Origin of the sequence: Agathobacter ruminis (assembly GCF_002735305.1) — a bacterium.
Classification (GTDB): Bacteria; Bacillota; Clostridia; order Lachnospirales; family Lachnospiraceae; genus Roseburia; species Roseburia ruminis.
Map to the genome: position 1 here is coordinate 41,004 of NZ_PDYG01000123.1, position 18,696 is coordinate 59,699.

An 18,696-nucleotide genomic window follows, 5' to 3' on the forward strand; every position below is an offset into this window, starting at 1 on the left:
CAAGCCGCACGGCTGGTTACCGTACGAGCTCCTTTAGAATTTAAATTTGGTTAATTTGGTTGAAAACATTGTTGCTGTGCAACATTACTACTACTATAAAAGAACCGCCGCAAGGCGGTTCTTTTTTTGTGTTTTTACGATATTTCTCAAAAAAGGGTAAAGTTTTAACCGGTACTTCCGATATAGAAATCAGTAGAACTTTGTCTAACCTATATTCGAAAGGAGATACAAAGCCCAAACATTTAACAGGTATTTATTTTTTCAAAGAAAAATTAAATAGAGAAAGACAAACCAAAATTACCGCAAGGAAGCGGATGTTTTATTTTCAAGGAGGAAAAAATTATGGTAGTACAACACAACTTACAGGCAATGAACGCAAACAGAATGCTCAATATTACAACAAATGCTCAGTCCAAGTCAACTGAGAAGTTGTCGTCTGGATTTAAGATTAACCGTGCAGCAGATGATGCAGCTGGTCTTTCAATTTCTGAAAAGATGAGAAAGCAGATCAGAGGTCTTGATCAGGCTTCCACCAACGCTGAAGACGGTGTATCTGCAGTACAGACCGCTGAAGGTGCTTTGAATGAAGTACAGTCAATGCTTCAGCGTATGAACGAACTGGCTGTTCAGGCCGCTAACGGAACTAACTCAGAATCTGACCGTGAAGCGATCCAGAACGAAATCGCACAGTTGACCACAGAAATCGATCGTGTTGCTGAGACAACCAAGTTCAATGAGACCTATCTTTTGAAAGGTACCAACGGAACTCAGGAGAATTACCTGAAAGGACACGATGCCGGTATTGCAGGAACTGACCCGAACAATGTAACATTTGTAGACGGTGCCGATAAGGCAACTCTGACCGTCGAATTGAAGGCCGGAAAGTCAGTTACCATCGCTGGTAAGGAATACAACATTACCAAGGATGAAAAGGCAAATGCAGATACCGCAGCGGACGGACTGAAAGTGTTAAAGGATGCAATCGGAGCAATCAATGCGGCAGGTGAGACTGTAGTAATCAACGGAACCACCTATACCTCATCTCTTGATAACGGTACAGTAAAATTTGATGCAGGAACAGGAACCATCTATTCTGCAGGAGAATTACAGGAGAAGGTTGTAGACGGTGCAAAGATTAAGGTTGGAAGCGGCAATGAAGAGGTCGCTCGTGATTACACACTTGCAAGCAACATCACAGCTGACCAAGCAAAGGAGAAAATCCAGACTGCTTTGGTTCAGGCAAATAACATTGGTGTTGACACCGGAACTGTTTCAGCTACGGGAACCATTGACGGTGACAAGTGCACATTCGTAATCGAAAAGGGAAAGGCAACCGTTGCCAAGAATCTTTCATTTGCATTACATGTAGGCGCTGATGCCGATATGTCAAACAAGATTACCGTTGATATCGCAGCAATGAGCGCAGCAGGACTTGGAGTTCAGGATCTCAATGTCAAAGACGACTCCGGAATGGCTGCAACTTATGCGATTGATGCAATTGCCGATGCTGTTGCAAAGGTATCCGCTCAGAGATCTGCACTCGGTGCAATCCAGAACAGATTAGAGCATACCATCGACAACGTAGATAACGTAGTTGAGAATACAACAGCTGCTGAGAGCCGTATCCGTGATACCGATATGGCAAAAGAAATGGTTACCTACAGCAAGAACAACATTCTTGCACAGGCTGGCCAGTCAATGCTTGCTCAGGCAAATCAATCAACACAGGGTGTACTTTCTCTTCTCGGATAATCGGGCAAAAGACAAAGCTATACAGTGTAAAAGGGACGCGAAACGCGTCCCTTTTTGTTTGCCCTTTGCTTGACAGATATGGGGAGATTTGAGACACTGTATACACAAATCATGGAAAGGAGAAGTGAAATGAAGGGAAATAAAGGAATCAGAATCGCAATCCTGATTGTGATTTATCTACTTTGGCTGGGATGCACTTATTATGTATTGCTTCCGGCACTGAATCCGCATTCGATCGGATTCTGGCTGTACCTGGCTTTGGTCGTTTTGTTGCCGCCGGCCCTGGTATCGCTGTTTCACACATCGGATGTGAAGGTGACCAAAAAGGGTGTCAAAATGATAAAGACGGTCGCCAACAAACCGGCAAAAATATTATTTGGCGCAATCGGTGCCTGCATTATCATCATTTTGATCGGAGATATCGCAGGTGCGAAGCTGTTTCATGCAAAGGGATATGCCTCTATTTTGAAGACAGAGGATTATGAATTCTCGGAGGACATCAATCAGCAGACGGCATTGTCGATGATTGCTTTGATGGATACCAACAGTGCCATCCGACTGGGCAACCGCGAAATCGGAAGCTTAAGTGATCTCGTCAGTCAGTATGATGTGTCGGATGACTATTCACAGATTGACAGAAATGGTGCACCACAGAAGGTGTCAGCATTGCGTTATGCAGGATTTTTCAAATGGTGGGGCAACCGTGACAAGGGTGTCCCGGGATATGTTGCTGTTGACCCGGTTGAGCAGAATGCAGATTATGTAAAGCTTGAAAAGGGCATGCGCTATGTACCGTCGGCATATTTCAATACCGACCTTGAGCGCAATATCCGCTTCCACTATCCGACAGCAATTTTCGGAAATACCCACTTCGAAGTGGATGAAGAAGGCAATCCGTATTACGTTGCAAGCGTATATACCTACAAGATTGGATTGTTCGGTGGCGATACTGTAAAGGGTGCAATCATCTGTGATCCGACCAACGGAGACTGTGATTATTATGACGTTGCAGAAATTCCGACCTGGGTCGATGATGTCTTTGACGGAGAATTGCTGACGAAGCAATACAACTGGACAGGAGAACTCGGCAACGGATTCTGGAATTCACTATTTGGCAAAAAAGGTTGCAAAAAATGTACGGAAACCTACAACAGTGAAGATGAAAATTATGTGGCGGATTATGGATATGTCGCAAAGGACGGAGACATCTGGATCTATACAGGCATTACTTCCGTGAATGATGATGCATCCAACATCGGATTCATTCTCGTCAACCAGCGCACATCCGAAGCACATTATTACAGCATCGCAGGTGCAGATGAAAATTCCGCAATGTCCGCAGCCGAAGGCGAGGTACAGGAAAAGGGCTATCAGGCGAGCTTTCCGTCGCTGATCAATGTATATGACAAGCCGACCTATGTCATGGTATTGAAAGATGCCAGCGGAATCGTCAAATTATATGCAATGGTCAATGTGGAACAATACAATATTGTGACAACCGCGTCCAACCTCGATGACTGTTTCAGCAAATATAAGAAGCTGGTAAAAGCCGGTGGCGATGAAGATGCAGTTGACGATGGCGATACCAATGATGATGGCGACGAGACCAAATTGAAAGATCCTGTCGATTTGGAAGTGACCATTGCATCCATCGAGTATGTTGCAATCGGAGGCGACACCTATGTCTATCTTGAGGCGGAAGACGGAACCATTTTGCGTCAGAAATTTGCCGATAATGAATCTTTGATTTCATTGCGTATCGGAGATAAAATCAAGGTAAATGCGCAGCAAAGTGAGACCGGAACATACTATATTAATACGATTTCAAAATAATATTGGCAAAGATTCACAAAGATTTGCAATCAAAATGTTGGGCGTAATGCCCAACATTTTTTGTTGTCATGTACAAGATATAGGAAAATCAAGGGTTTACAAATGAATAGGAAAAAGGTACTAATTTTAATTTTTTTCAAATTTTCACTAAAGTATTTCAATTCGAGCCCGATATAGATTACAAGTAACAAAACATTAATCAAAAAATAACCAAACCAAACAACCAAAAAAGGAATTGCGGTTAACCACCGTAGCACATTCAAGGAGGAAAAAGTAATGGTAGTACAGCACAACATGCAGGCAGTGAATGCCAACAGAATGTTAAACATCACAACAGGCGCACAGTCAAAGTCAACTGAGAAGTTATCTTCTGGTTACAGAATCAATAGAGCAGCGGATGACGCAGCAGGACTTGCTATTTCTGAAAAGATGAGAAAGCAGCTCCGCGGACTTGATCAGGCATCTACCAACGCAGAGGACGGTGTATCTGCAGTACAGACAGCTGAAGGTGCTTTGAACGAAGTACAGGCAATGCTTCAGCGTATGAACGAGTTGGCAGTACAGGCAGCAAATGGAACAAACTCAGAATCAGATCGTGATGCGATTCAGAGCGAAATTAATCAGTTAACAACAGAAATCGATCGTGTTGCTGAGACAACCAAATTCAATGAGACCATGTTATTGAAGGGTGCAAACGGAACCAAGACTGTTCACCTTCAGGGTCATGATGCAGGTGTTGTCGGAACAGACAGTGCTTATATCTCATTCGTAGATGGACCGGAAAAGGCAACACTTACCGTTAAACTTGAAACAGGAAAGACTGTAACCGTAGCTGGTCAGCAGTACAATATCAAGATGTCTGACAGTGGTGTCAGCGCAGCAGACTCTCTGTCTCATGTACAAAGCCAGATTTCAGGCGGAACTCTTGATAAAGTTACCATCGGTGGAACCACTTATACCAAGATTAAAAACCCGACTGCAGATAACCCAGCAGAGGTATATGATGCAGGAACCGGATCAACTTATCAGTTTGCTGAATTGGCAGAAATGGTTAGCGCCGGAACAAAGGTTGCACTTGGCGAAATTACAGATACCAACAAGCCGGTTACTGTATGGGCATATGATGACAAGCAGCATACATTGACAGCTGAACAAGTAGCTGAAAAGATCAGAACTGCACTTGTACAGGCAAACAACATTGGTGCAGATGAATTCTCCACCACAGATGAAGCAGAACATGATGATGATCAGAACTGGACTTTCACCATCAACAAGGGATCAGTAAATGTAGCAAATGATCTTTCATTCAACTTACATGTTGGTTCTGATGCAGATATGTCCAACAAGATTACTGTAAACCTCAAGGCTATGAGCGCTGCAGGTCTTGGAATCAAGGGACTGAATGTATCAGATGATTCCGGTACAGCTGCTACCTATGCAATCGATGCAATCGCAGACGCACTTGGAACAGTATCTGCTCAGAGATCTGCACTCGGTGCAATCCAGAACAGATTAGAGCATACAATCGATAACTTGGATAACGTAGTAGAGAATACCACAGCTGCTGAATCTCGTATCCGCGATACAGATATGGCAGAAGAAATGGTTACCTACAGCAAGAACAACATCCTTGCACAGGCAGGACAGTCAATGCTTGCACAGGCAAACCAGTCAACACAGGGCGTTCTTTCCTTACTCCAGTAATCAGAAATTACAACCTTCAAAACAAAAACCGGATGGAATTTTCCATCCGGTTTTTTTATAAGGACAGAGATACTTTGAAAATGGGGTGGAATATAGTAGAATAAAAAGATAAAGAAATGAGATACAGGAGGATGAAAAGATGACCTTAGAGAATTTGCAGAAAGAGATGATTGCAGCTATGAAGGCAAAGGATAAGCCGAGAAAAGAAAGCATTTCAGTGCTGGTTTCGGCTGCAAAGAAGGCTGCCATTGATAGCGGTGAGCGTGAGAATCCATCGGAAGAATTGGTGAATTCTGCGATTTTGAAGGAAGTAAAGAGCGTTAAGGAACAGATTGATACCTGCCCGGCAGACCGCACGGAACTGCTGGAGGAATATCGCGCACGCCTTGCTGTATTTGAAGAATTTGCACCAAAGATGCTTTCAGCAGAAGAAGTGGAAGCAATTTTAACAGAAAAGTTTGCCGATGTATTGGCAACAAAGAATAAGGGAAATATCATGAAGCATGTCATGCCTGAATTAAAAGGCAAAGCAGACGGAAAAGTGATTAATCAGGTCGTGGCAAAATTATGCCAGTAGGATTGTGTTAAAGGAAGAAACAGATGCACGGGAAGAAACAGATTCTGCTCACGATATCGGTGATGGCATCGAATCGCAAAGAGACAACTGAAAAATGTTTTCAATCGCTGACCAGATTGCGGGAAGAGGTACCGTGCGAGCTGATCGTAACTGACACCGGATGTGATGCGCAGATGCGCAGAATGGTGGATTCGTATGCGGATAAAGTGATTGAGTTTACCTGGTGTAATGATTTTGCGAAAGCCAGACAGGTCAGCCTCGATGCCGCACAGGGCGAGTGGTATCTGTATCTGGATGACGATGAATGGTTCATTGATACGGATGAGCTGATCGAATTTTTTAAAGGAGATGGGCACAAAAAGTCTGAATTTGCGACCTATATTCAGCGGAATTACCATGACTGGGACGGCACGGAATACAGTGACGCATGGGTTGGCCGCATGATTAAAGTGGAGCCGGGTGTGCACTTTGAAGATAAGATTCATGAGCATTTGGAACCGATTGAAGGCAAGAATATTGCTGCGATTGCATCCATTGTGGAGCATTATGGCTACATTCACAAGAGCCCGGAAGAGGAGCGGCAGCATTATGAGCGCAATACATCCCTTTTGCTTGAAATGATTCAGGACGATCCGCAAAATCTGCGCCCGCGCGGACTGCTGATGCAGGAATATCATGCTGCAAAAGAATATGACAGACTGCTCCGTTGTGCACAGGAAGGGCAGGAACTGACACGCGAAAAGCTGCTTGCCAATCCGGATCATGCGTCGGAATACGGTGTGAATCTGACCGGATTTTATGCAGGAGAACTGATTGCGAATACGGCAACCGGACAGTTTGAAGCAGTCATCAAAGTGGCTGAGGAGATGATGAAGGATCCGCTCGTGACCCACAGTGGACGCGCATATGCCGCACTGTATGCGGCGCATGCATATGTGCAGACAAAGGCATATGCAAAAGCATGTGAAATGGTACAAATCTATCGAGAGCAGGATGCTTATCTGAATCAGAACCCGGCACTCAAATTCATCGAATCCTCATCGGTTTTTGTCGGAAAAGCATTTGATCAGTCGAGCCGGCAACGCATTTATTCGATTGCCCTGATCGCGGAATTAAAGCAGAATGACTGCACACATCTGGCGGAGTACAGCCGTCATCTCGGCTGGGAACAACACAGCTTATATATCTACGAAGGCCTGCTGGATACCATCGGGGAAGCGATGGCAAGACCGCTGGATCCGGTAAAAGATTCCAAAACGGCAGACATCTGGAAGCAGGCACTTACGACTTATTTTGAGAACGCATATATCTGGGACAAATTATCGGATCTGGTGATGCTCTATGATGCGTCTGAAGATCATGACGAACTGCCGCTACTGGAGAAGCTTGCGCTGGTAGACCGGTATGACTGGATTTTGTCCTATGCAAAAATGAGGACCATTGACGGTCATCAATTGGAAAAATATTTTTTGTCCATGCCGCCGGAAGTCTGGCAAAAGGAGCTGGAGGCACATTTGCAGCATCGCGGCTGGCTGGCAGTGGCACAGATGAAGGAATATTTTGCACAGATTAAGAGCTGCGAGGACCCAAGATATGATTATCTGGATCTGTTTGTACAGGAACTGACTGTGCGATATGGGCTCGAGCGCCTGACCATCGAGGAACAAAAGCAGCAGTTTCTGGCATATGCGCATGCACTCGAAGCGCGCATTGCGACAAAAATCCCGATGCAGTTGCCTTCGATTGAGCTTGCAAAGCATCTGATTTGCGCATTTGAGACGGCAGATCATATGGATCATGTCAAGGAATTGCATCATGTGGCGGTGGAATATCCGGATTTTGCCCCAAGTATCCGCGTATTTCTGGTGCGTGAAGAGGCCGAAGAAAATGACAGGAAGCGTGAGGCCCGCGCTGAGATGGAAGCATTGAAAGCACAGATCCTTGCCACGGCGGAACAGCTGCTTGCGCAGGGACAAAAGGAGCAGGCAAAAGCGATTTTGTCACAGTTGCAGATGACGACAAAAAATGACCTGGAAGTGGCAGAGATGTTGCTTCGTGCAAATATGTTATGAGTAAAACAGTACGAAAACAATTATTGAATTCAATAGAATGGATGAATCGTGCAGCACTGCAGATCGCGGAGGTCGGTGAGACAAAAAGGCCTTATTTTCTGCAGGCATTACAGGAGCATGCAGTTGCGCTTGGCACACGAATCGAGGCACTTAAGGGTCTGGACACACAGTCTGTCCCGGTGCTCGAAGAGATTTGCGAAGCAATTTACGAGACATCGATGGCGGATGCGCAGTCCTGTGGGGATGCAATCGCACATTTGTTGGCGCTGATTACCAATTTGCGCGAGGTTTTCGCGGAGGAATTTCCGGATTTGACGGAGGTCGTTTTTTTGCCTTACAATCTGGCAATGTGGGACAGTCTCGAAAGCGTATGGCGCAAATATGCGTCGGATCCGCAGGTGGAATGCCATGTGATTCCAATCCCCTATTATGAGAAGGATCCACAGGGAAATTATAAAGATGTTCATTATGACGGACCGGATTATCCGAAGGATGTGCCGGTGGAGGATTACCGCGAATATGATCTGCGATTGCATCATCCGGATATGATTTTTATCCACAATCCATATGATCAGTGCAATCATGTCACGACGGTTCCGACGGAATATTTTTCCTGCTATATCAAAGATTACACTGAGAAGTTGATCTACATTCCATACTTTGTGCTCAATGAGATTGATCCGCAGAACCAGAAAGCAATCGATGGCATGAAGCATTTTTGCTACACGCCGGGAACGATTTTTGCGGATGAAGTCTGGCTGCAATCCGAGAATATGCGCCAGATTTATATCAAAGAGTATGCGATTGCCGCAGTGATGCATGGAAGAGAAATCAATCCGCAGGAACTGTATCGACGCTTTGTCGCGTACGGTTCACCAAAATATGACAAACTGTTTGAGGCCAGGGAGCGTGCCTTGCGGGATGAACTGGAGATTCCGGATGACTGGAAGCCGGTTTTGTATCGCGAAGACGGGACGAAGCGCAAGACGGTGCTCTATAATATTTCTTTGTCGGCTATGCTTCAGCATTCGGACAAAATGCTCGACAAGATTCGGCGCGTTTTACAGACATTTTATGAGAATCGAGAGGATATTGCCCTTTTGTGGCGGCCGCATCCGCTTTATCTGCAGACGATTGAATCCATGCAGCCGGAGCTTCGGGACGGTTATCTGCAAATCGTGAACCGGTATCGGGAAGAGAAATGGGGCATCTACGATGAATCCGCAGAACTCGACCGCGCGCTGGTGGTTGCCGATGCCTATTACGGGGATCAGAGCAGTCTGGTCGCGCTTTGCAAAGAACTTAAGATTCCGATTATGCTCGAAGATATAGAAGTCTAAAAATGGAAGGAGACCAATATGGAGTTCGAATTGACTGCGTCAATGATGTGCGCTGACTTTGGACATTTGGAAAAAGAAATACGGGACCTGGAGGCGGCGGGAATCGATTCGTTTCACATTGATATCATGGACGGCCGTTATGTGCCAAACTTTGCCATGTCCTTAAACGACCTGCGCTATATTCGTTCTGCCACGGACAAGCCATTGGATGTACATTTGATGATTGAACATCCGAATACGCATATCGATCTGTTTTTGCGCAGCCTGCGCCATGGGGATACGGTCTATATTCATCCGGAAGCGGAATATCATCCGTCGACGACGCTGCAATCCATTATCAATGCCGGACTGACACCGGGAATTGCAATTAATCCGGGCACCAGTGTGGAGACGGTCATGGAGATGCTGCGGATAGTCGATCGCGTACTGGTTATGTCGGTGAATCCGGGAAATGCGGGACAGATGTATCTGCCATATGTCGGACAAAAGGTCGAACACCTGATTCGTCTCAAGGAGGAAATGGGATTTAAACTTTACTGGGACGGCGCCTGCAGTGCAGATAAGATTCTGGAATTTGCACCAAAAGGTGTGGACGGATTTGTCCTCGGTACGACGGTGCTGTTCGGAAAAGGCCGTCCGTATGCGGATATTTTGCGGGATGTGCATGCATTAAATATTTAAAAGGATGTTGACACTGACGGCAAAAAAATATATAATTGCAAACAAATTTAACATGTGAAAGGCTATGAAAGGAACAAGTACCTTTATTGTGAAACAAACAGAAAGTTGCCGGTTGATGAGAGGCGCGTGGGAAGCATATTGGGAATACATCCCGGAGCTGTGCACCAAATATCCGAGAGGATTAGTAGGCTGCAACGCAGTGGCGCGCGTGATCAACGCCAGAGTATCATAGATTGGCTATGGCACTTGCTGAGGTATTTCGTGTGAGCGAAATACAAAATAAGGTGGTAACGCGAGTAATGCCCCCTCGTCCTTATAATACAGGATGAGGGGGCTTTTTATATTAAGAAAGGGATACTATGAAAGAACTGTCAAACTTAATGAACTTCCGTCCGGACATTCGCGTGGTCGATGCAACACTTCGAGATGGCGGATTGGTAAACGATTTCTTTTTCACCGACGAATTTGTGCGTGAGCTGTACAAGACGAACGGCAAAGCCGGTGTGGATTACATGGAATTCGGTTACAAAGCCGACAAAGAAATGTTTGATGTGGATAAGTTCGGCAAGTGGAAATTTTGCAACGATGATGACATTTATGAGATTGTCGGTGACAAGGAAAACGGCGTAAAAGTAGCTGTCATGGCTGATGTCGGCAGATGTAATTTCCGCGAGGATATTCGCCCGCGTTCCGACAGCCCGATTGATCTGGTGCGTGTAGCCTGCTATGTACATCAGATTCCGGCAGCAGTGGAGATCATCGAAGATGCAAAAGCAAAGGGATACGAAGTCAGCTGTAATATTATGGCACTGTCCAACTGCCAGGAATCCGATATCCGCGTAGCGCTGGATATCATCGGCAAATCACCGGCAGATGTGATTTATTTGGTGGACAGTTTCGGTGCATTTTATCCGGAATCGCTTGCCCGTGTTTGCAGTGTCTATGAAGAATTTGCAACCAAATTCAACAAGAAGCTCGGCATCCATGCACACAACAACCAGCAACTCGCATTCGCCAATACGATTGAAGCGGTTGGAGACGGTGTGGATTATCTCGATGCAACCTACGGCGGAATGGGAAGAGGCGCAGGCAACTGTCAGATGGAATTGTTGCTTGGCTTCCTCAAGAATCCGAAGTATCGTGAGATTGAAAGTTTCAAATTCATTGAAAAATATATTGTTCCGCTGCGCGAATCCGGTGTGGTCTGGGGATATGATCTGCAATATCTGATGACAGGACTGCTCAACCAGCATCCGCGCACAGCGATTGCATTTACAAAAGAAAAAAGAACCGATTATGCAGAATTCTACAAGGAACTGACACTCCTGGATTAATCGGTTGAAAATATAAAAGGTATAAGGAGACGCAACTATGCAAATTTATGAAGAGTTAGTAGAAAGAGGATTGATCGCTCAGGTGACGGATGAGGCCGAGATCAGAGAGATGGTCAACAACGGAAAGGCTGTTTTTTACATTGGATTCGATCCGACAGCGGATTCTCTTCATGTAGGACATTTTATGGCACTTTGTCTGATGAAGAGACTGCAGATGGCCGGAAACAAGCCGGTAGTTCTAATCGGTGGAGGTACCGCGCAGATCGGTGATCCATCCGGCAGATCTGACATGCGCCAGATGATGACCACAGAGACGATCAATCATAATGTGGAATGTTTCAAGAAGCAGATGAGCAAATTCATCGACTTCTCAGATGACAAGGCAATTCTGGTCAACAATGCAGACTGGATTATGGATTTGAATTATGTGGATGTACTCCGCGAAATCGGACCGCATTTTTCCGTAAACCGTATGTTGACAGCAGAATGCTACAAGCAGCGTATGGAGAAGGGACTTTCCTTCCTCGAGTTCAACTACATGATTATGCAGTCCTTTGACTTCTATACATTATTCCAGAAATACGGCTGCAATATGCAGTTCGGAGGAGACGACCAGTGGTCCAACATGCTCGGCGGAACCGAATTGATTCGTCGTAAGCTTGGAAAGGATGCATATGCCATGACTATCAATCTGCTTCTGAATTCGGAAGGCAAGAAGATGGGCAAGACACAGTCCGGTGCAGTATGGCTTGATCCAAACAAGACTTCACCGTTCGAGTTCTTCCAGTACTGGAGAAATGTATCGGATGCCGATGTCCTCAAATGCATCCGCATGCTGACCTTCCTCCCGCTTGAGGAAATCAACAAGATGGACAGCTGGGAAGGCGCACAGCTCAACGAAGCAAAAGAAATTCTTGCATTCGAGCTGACCAAACTCGTACACAGTGAGGAAGAGGCAGTCAAGGCAAGAGAAGCCAGCCATGCACTGTTCGCAGGCGGCGGAAACCTTGCTGACATGCCGACCGTAACACTCGCCGATGAAGATTTTGCAGACGGCTCCATCGACATTTTATCCGTTCTGGTAAAATCCGGCTTATGCGAATCCCGCGCAGATGCACGCCGCAATGTACAGCAGGGCGGTGTATCGGTTGCCGACGAAAAAGTCACCGATATCGCAACACGCTATGAGCGCAGCGCATTTGAAGGCGACGGCCTTCTCGTAAAGCGCGGCAAGAAAAAATTCGCACGCGTCCAAATCTAATCCCCAAACATCGCGAAGCAGGCACTGCCTGCTTCGTTTTTTGTCGCACCCCCCTTTCACCCGGCTCCCTCGGCTCCTCCGCCACCGCTGCCCACCCTTTCTCAGCCCTCCCTCATACACGGCGCCCAAGACATGATTCTCTGCAAAGCTGTACGCATCACTTCTTCGAATGAGGTTGTTCTTTCAACTATTTGCACTTCTCCTGCACAGTCTTTTCCACGCAAACACCCAATATTCCTGATCACTTTCCTGTCCCATATAGACCGGTAGAGGAACATCGTTGGGAACGCGCTTAGTAAAACAGAAGCCGCTTTAAGCGTACGGCTTTGGAGAATCTAAGCTTTCGCGCCTAGCGTGTCCAGCGTGGGTGGCACACGGAAGGGTAGGCAGGGAATATGGGATATAACCAGGATGTATGGAACAGTTGTGTTTGATTACTTGATGGATTTTGCATAAAATGGTATTATATTATGCAAAACAATGTGTTAACAAATGGTGAAATAAGAGTTTTTAAATTGATTTTGCAATTTCGAAGAGAAAGAATTGCAAAAATCGGACGATTGAAGGGATTTCCTATGAAAGAGAATGAACAATTGATTGAATTGGCAGACTTAAATAATACGGTTGTGATTCCGGAGGATCTGGAGGACGATCCGTTTTATGTGAATCGGGAATTTGTCAAGAAAATTGCCCGTTTGCGCCGCGAGCTGGCCAACCATCCGCTGTTGGATCCGAATCTTTATCTCGAATATGATGTCAAGCGTGGACTGCGTGATGCAGCAGGTAAGGGTGTCCTGACCGGATTGACGGAAGTATCCGATGTCGTTGCATATCGGCTTGAAAAAGGAAATCAGATTCCGGATGACGGACATCTGTATTATCAGGGGGTCGAGGTCAATGATCTGATTGCCGGACTCGGAGATCGCAAATTTGGATTTGAGGAGACAAGCTTTCTGCTGATTTTCGGTCATCTGCCGAACCAGGAGGAGCTCGATGTCTTTTTGAGTGTTATGGAAGAAATGCAGCATCTGGGTGGACGCTTTGTACGAGATGTCGTAATGAAAGCTTCCAATGCAAATATCATGAATGCATTGCAAAGATGTGTATTAACATTGTATACCTATGATTCCGACCCGGACAATATTGCGCCGGACAATGTATTGCGCCAGTCGCTAGAGCTGATTAACAAGCTTCCGCTGCTTGCGGTTTACTCCTATCATGCGTATATGCATTTCCGCCAGGGAGCCACGTTGATGATCCGTAATCCGAAGAAGGGACTGTCGCTTGCAGAAAATATCCTTTTAATGTTGCGCGCGGACGGACATTACACTGCTCTCGAGGCAAAGGTTTTGGATGTTGCTTTGATTCTTCATGCAGACCACGGCGGAGGAAACAATTCTACCTTTACGACACATGTCGTATCCTCTTCCGGTACGGATACCTATTCGTCCACTGCTGCATCCATTGCTTCCCTGAAAGGACCGCGTCACGGTGGTGCCAACTTAAAGGTTCAGAATATGTTTGCCGATATCAAGGCGCATGTCAAAAACTGGGCTGACGAGAAGGAGCTGACTGCTTACCTCGAAAAGATTCTCAACAAAGAAGCATTTGATCAGAGCGGATTGATTTACGGTATGGGACATGCGGTTTATACATTGTCCGATCCGCGTGAAGTGATTCTGAAGGAATATGCCCATATGCTTGCAAAGGAAAAACATATGGAGGAGGAATTCAACCTCTATGAATCGGTAGAGCGTATTGCAGGACGTTTGATTATGGAGCGCCGTCGCGTTCATAAAAATGTCTGTGCCAATGTCGATTTTTATTCCGGCTTTGTATATACCATGCTTGGCATTCCGGAAGAATTGTTTACTCCGATTTTTGCAATTGCCCGTATTCCGGGCTGGAGTGCACATCGTCTTGAAGAGATTATGAACACTTCAAAGATTATCCGTCCGGCATACAAATATGTCGGCCATCACATTCCGTATGTGCCAATGAATGAGAGAAAATAAAAAGACCGCTTTCTCAATTTGAGAAAGCGGTTTTTGATTGAAATCAGAAATTATCCGGCATGCCATCTCCATCAAGATCGATATTGTGAGCACCGATGTCCTGTGTATGGATGGTGCGGCGCTTAATGCGTGCCTCTTCGGATGTCTTAAGAATGTAATTCTTAATCTCCTGTCCATGACGAATATGCTTTAAAACCAATTCCGGATTCGTCACATCTCCGGAGTAGCAAACAATGGTAGAAAGACCAAAGATCTTCTCCAGCAACGATCTGTTCATCTTCACATCCTGGATTTTGTACATATAGCAATCATCTTCCATCGAATTAAAGAATCCCTGGTTTAAGGTAATGAATGCCGGCTTGATGGTATATTTGGTAAATGTCCAAGGCAATCCAAGAAACAGCCATCTCTTTCTCTCCTTAAAAATCACGGTATCGTCATTTAATCCCGCTGCAAAACTGTTTTGATTCACATCTGCCATATCTGTAATTTCCTCCCCTTCTTTTAAACGAGTCATTATTACCAATAGAATACCATGAAGCATGCGCAAGTTCAAATAAATTCTTAATGTTCCATTAAGATTCTCAAAGTCCTATTGTATGTTTTGAATGGAACGATTACAATAATAACTGGTTTAAAATTAATTAAATAAGGAAGAGGAGTAATCATGAAAGACGATTTGAACAAATTGGATATCGTGGATTTCAGTGGTGACCGAAGACCTCAGACTCGTCATGGCTCCAAAGACTATACCACTGTTCGCACACGCGCTTATCCAAAGCGAAGAAGACGCAAGAAGAACCATACCGGTCTGTTGCTTTTGGCAGCGATGACGGTTGTTCTCGTTGTGGCATTTATTGCACTGCTGATTTTTGACAAAAAGACCATCAAATTCAGCATTAAGGATGGAGAAACCACCCCGATTGAATACGGAGAGGTTTTTGATCCAAAATCTGTAACTGCCAATTATACAGGACGCATTTTCGGATTCAACAAAAAAGAATGTATCGTGACCTTAATCGAAGGTGATACTGATTTCAGCGCACTGGATCTCGGGGAATATCACCTGAAATATCGTGCAACCTATTCCGATCAGACCAAGGAATGTTCACAGATTTTGAAAGTTCAGGACACCACAGGACCTGAAATCAAACTCGAAGGGGAAGGCTACGCAAGCCCTGGAACGGAATATAAGGAAGAAGGCTATACCGCAGTCGACAATTATGACGGCGATGTCACCGACAAAGTCAAGGTGGACGCCTCCAAAGACAAAATCACTTATTCTGTGACAGACAGCAACGGTAACACATCGACCGTTGAGCGTACCATCACCTATAAAGATGTATTTGCACCGGAAATCACTTTGACCGACGGCGAAAAAGTATTAATCCAGCTCAACTCCACTTACAAGGAGCCTGGATACAAAGCGGTAGACGATGTCGACGGCGATGTCACTGACAAAGTCAAAGTCGAAGGTACCGTTGATTCTTCCAAATACGGAACCAGCTATATCACTTATACGGTTTCCGATTCCAACGGAAATGAAGCAAAAGTAACCCGAATGGTTGTTGTACAGGAAAGTGATCCTCCTACACTGACCCTGAAGGGTGATACATCCATTTATTTGAATGTCGGTGACACCTTCGAAGATCCGGGATACAAAGCAGAAGATGCTGTTGACGGCGATTTGACCGAAGATGTAAAAATCGGTGGAAGTGTTGACACCTCCAAAGCCGGTGTATATCTGCTCAAATATACCGTTGCCGACCATTCCGACAATGAAGTCACAGCAGAGCGTTATGTATATGTATATCAGAAACAGGCCGATGATGTCACAAAGGATCCTGGCAAAAAGGTTGTTTATCTGACCTTTGACGACGGTCCTGGACCATATACCCAGCAGCTGCTTGATATATTGGACAAATATAATGTCAAGGCAACCTTCTTCGTAACCAATCAGTTCCCGAAATATGCGGATATGATTGGAGAAGAATACAAGCGTGGTCACACTGTTGCATTGCACAGTTACTCGCATGATTATCCGACAATCTATAAGAGCAAGGAAGCATTTTTCACGGATATCGCAAAGATGAATGAAATCATCTATGAGCAGACCGGACAGTATGCCAATATCCTTCGTTTCCCTGGTGGAACATCCAATACCATCAGCCGCCATTATGCAACCGGAATCATGGCCGATTTGGCAGAATCCGCTCCAAAGCTCGGATATTTCTACAGTGATTGGAATATCACCAGTGGAGATGCCGGAGAGACAACCGTCACCTCCGAAATTGTTGCAAATGTAACCGCAGGTATGAAATATCAGGATGTATCTATCGTATTGCAGCATGATATCAAAGATTTCTCTGTCAATGCAGTAGAAGAAATCATCCAGTGGGGACTTGCAAACGGATATACATTCCTGCCGATGGATGAGACAACACCAATGGTTCATTGGAAAGCAAACAACTAATTCAAACATGTACCAAAAAAGGTGCCGTAAATCAAATCTGATTTACAGCACCTTTTTATTATGTATATTTTATTCCAACGCAAGAAAGAAACGGCGCACTTCATCCCATGCATTCTTTGATTCAGGAATACTCAAAAATGCAAGTTGAAAGTCATGAAACATCCCCTGATATACACTCAAGCGCACTCTGTTACCCTGCATTCTGGCTTTTGCGGCCACTTCAACAGAATCCGACAGAAGCATCTCATTTTCACCCACCTGAATCAGCATCGGCGGGAATCCCCTGAAATCTCCAAAGAGCGGAGAAATATACGGATCCATCGGATCATGATTGCCCGGATAGTCATTCAGATAAATCATACTCTCGTGTGTATTGCCAAAAAGCGGATCTTTCTCATAATTGGTGCGGTATGATTCCCCGCTCGCCGTCAAATCCGTCCATGGAGACATTGCAATGATTCCTCCTGGCACAGGCATGTTATGATCGCGCAGATACATTGTCAGCGCCATTGCCAAACCTCCGCCGGCAGAATCTCCGGCCAGAATAATTTGTTCTCCAAAATAATTTTGACTGAGTAACCACTGATATGCGGCAAGCGCATCTTCGAGAGCCGCCGGAAACGGATTCTCCGGAGCAACACGATAATCCGGCACGACAACGTCAGCACCCTGACTTACTTCATTATAAAGACCGGCCATTACATAATAGGCATTTCTCACGCCTGCTATGTAACCGCCGCCATGAAATTCGAGAATCACCCGATTGGCATTGCGCTCCTCTTTGCGTGCCAACCGCTGCATTTTAAAATTCCCCAAATCAATTTCTTCCATTGTGAAAATATCCGGGACTGACCACGCCGGTTCGACCAGTTTTTTTCGCAGTTCACCGGTCCTGATTTTGCGTCCCAGTAAGTGGTCTGCCGTAAATCTGGAAATCAGTTCTGACAGAACGCGCCCGGATAAACTCGTATTTTTCATACATGGAACCTCCGATTCATCTCATTGCGCGCTCTGCGGTCTCCCAAGATCAAAGTGCCCAAAAAAGTGAACAAGGCTACGCCCACCGATATTTGTGCAAGCAACGGGCTGCGGTTCCATCCTGCAAGCCAGAAAACTCCGGAAAACAATGACAAAACAACCAATACCAATTGTGGCAGCATATAACTCTGCCAATTGCGTCGATTGGTAATCATCAGAATCAGGATTGCCAGATCCAATGCCATAATGCCGCTCGGATATACATAGGTCAGTGCCCATCCCTCAAATCCCGTCAGATAATCAATGCCTTCGAGGACCAGCAATGCAATCACCAGCAACCCATATACTTTTGACTGATAGCCGGAGCGACCGAGAATCGCATAGCGAATGACGACATTCACATAAAACAATGACAATACCACGATCAGACTCCACCAATTGGTATGAGACAATTTATAATTTAGATAAAGTGCAACGATTCCTGCAATCACAGATAAGAAAAGCACCATATTTTCAAATAAACGGGCACGCCTAATGCTTCCCACCGCATCCGGATAAGAGCGCAATCCACCATCCGGGCCGGACAGTGCATGACGACAAAGCGGGCATCGATCGGTATCATCCAATATTTTCACATTACATTTTGGACAAGTTTTCATGATTTGTCCCTTTCTTT

The 18,696-nt window shown here is 45.3% G+C and carries 14 protein-coding genes and 1 other annotated feature; of the genes, 11 read left to right on the forward strand and 3 right to left on the reverse strand.

Features of this window, described 5'->3' with window-relative positions; all coding sequences use genetic code 11:
- The first annotated feature begins 342 nt into the window (after positions 1-342).
- The 10 genes from CSX02_RS11375 to CSX02_RS11420 all read left to right on the forward strand — a co-directional run bounded on the left by CSX02_RS11375 (position 343) and on the right by CSX02_RS11420 (position 14,569).
- Positions 343-1,752, forward strand: coding sequence for a flagellin N-terminal helical domain-containing protein (locus CSX02_RS11375; RefSeq protein WP_099386750.1), 1,410 nt, complete (start codon positions 343-345; stop codon positions 1,750-1,752).
- Between the two features lie 129 nt (positions 1,753-1,881).
- Entirely contained in the window at positions 1,882-3,585 is a 1,704-nt protein-coding gene (locus CSX02_RS11380; protein ID WP_099386751.1) for a hypothetical protein, read from the forward strand.
- Positions 3,586-3,861: 276 nt separating this feature from the next.
- Positions 3,862-5,289, forward strand: coding sequence for a flagellin N-terminal helical domain-containing protein (locus CSX02_RS11385; RefSeq protein ID WP_099386752.1), 1,428 nt, complete (start codon positions 3,862-3,864; stop codon positions 5,287-5,289).
- Positions 5,290-5,428: 139 nt separating this feature from the next.
- The gene (locus tag CSX02_RS11390; RefSeq protein ID WP_031544070.1) at positions 5,429-5,866 is read left to right on the forward strand and encodes a GatB/YqeY domain-containing protein; all 438 of its coding nucleotides are present in this window, start codon (positions 5,429-5,431) and stop codon (positions 5,864-5,866) included.
- Positions 5,867-5,889: 23 nt separating this feature from the next.
- Positions 5,890-7,938: a glycosyltransferase gene (locus CSX02_RS11395; protein WP_099386753.1), complete on the forward strand. Its 2,049-nt coding sequence runs from the start codon at positions 5,890-5,892 to the stop codon at positions 7,936-7,938.
- The gene (locus tag CSX02_RS11400; RefSeq protein WP_099386754.1) at positions 7,935-9,278 is read left to right on the forward strand and encodes a CDP-glycerol glycerophosphotransferase family protein; all 1,344 of its coding nucleotides are present in this window, start codon (positions 7,935-7,937) and stop codon (positions 9,276-9,278) included. Before CSX02_RS11395 ends, CSX02_RS11400 begins: the two co-directional genes overlap by 4 nt.
- Before the next feature lie 18 nt (positions 9,279-9,296).
- Entirely contained in the window at positions 9,297-9,959 is a 663-nt protein-coding gene (locus CSX02_RS11405) for a ribulose-phosphate 3-epimerase (RefSeq protein WP_099386755.1), read from the forward strand.
- A gap of 55 nt (positions 9,960-10,014) precedes the next feature.
- Positions 10,015-10,277 (forward strand) — a binding site (T-box leader).
- Positions 10,278-10,318: 41 nt separating this feature from the next.
- Complete coding sequence (locus CSX02_RS11410) at positions 10,319-11,293, forward strand: aldolase catalytic domain-containing protein (RefSeq protein WP_099386756.1); 975 nt, start codon at positions 10,319-10,321, stop codon at positions 11,291-11,293.
- Between the two features lie 37 nt (positions 11,294-11,330).
- Positions 11,331-12,554: a tyrosine--tRNA ligase gene (gene tyrS, locus CSX02_RS11415; protein ID WP_031544076.1), complete on the forward strand. Its 1,224-nt coding sequence runs from the start codon at positions 11,331-11,333 to the stop codon at positions 12,552-12,554.
- A 575-nt stretch (positions 12,555-13,129) separates the two neighbouring features.
- Complete coding sequence (locus CSX02_RS11420) at positions 13,130-14,569, forward strand: citrate/2-methylcitrate synthase (protein WP_099386803.1); 1,440 nt, start codon at positions 13,130-13,132, stop codon at positions 14,567-14,569.
- A gap of 43 nt (positions 14,570-14,612) precedes the next feature.
- Here the strand turns inward: CSX02_RS11420 and CSX02_RS11425 are convergent, their stop codons facing one another.
- Positions 14,613-15,050 carry a PH domain-containing protein gene (locus CSX02_RS11425; RefSeq protein ID WP_099386757.1) on the reverse strand — a complete coding sequence of 146 codons (438 nt, stop codon included), beginning with the start codon at positions 15,048-15,050 and terminating at the stop codon, positions 14,613-14,615.
- Positions 15,051-15,236: 186 nt separating this feature from the next.
- On the opposite strand from CSX02_RS11425, the gene CSX02_RS11430 reads away from it, so the two are divergent.
- Positions 15,237-17,042, forward strand: coding sequence for a polysaccharide deacetylase family protein (locus tag CSX02_RS11430; RefSeq protein ID WP_099386758.1), 1,806 nt, complete (start codon positions 15,237-15,239; stop codon positions 17,040-17,042).
- 69 nt (positions 17,043-17,111) lie between these two features.
- On the opposite strand, the gene CSX02_RS11435 is transcribed toward CSX02_RS11430, so the two are convergent.
- Entirely contained in the window at positions 17,112-18,020 is a 909-nt protein-coding gene (locus tag CSX02_RS11435) for an alpha/beta hydrolase (RefSeq protein WP_099386759.1), read from the reverse strand.
- Positions 18,017-18,655, reverse strand: coding sequence for a DUF6320 domain-containing protein (locus CSX02_RS11440; protein ID WP_189281551.1), 639 nt, complete (start codon positions 18,653-18,655; stop codon positions 18,017-18,019). The genes CSX02_RS11435 and CSX02_RS11440 overlap by 4 nt, the downstream gene beginning before the upstream one ends.
- Between the last annotated feature and the right edge of the window lie 41 nt (positions 18,656-18,696).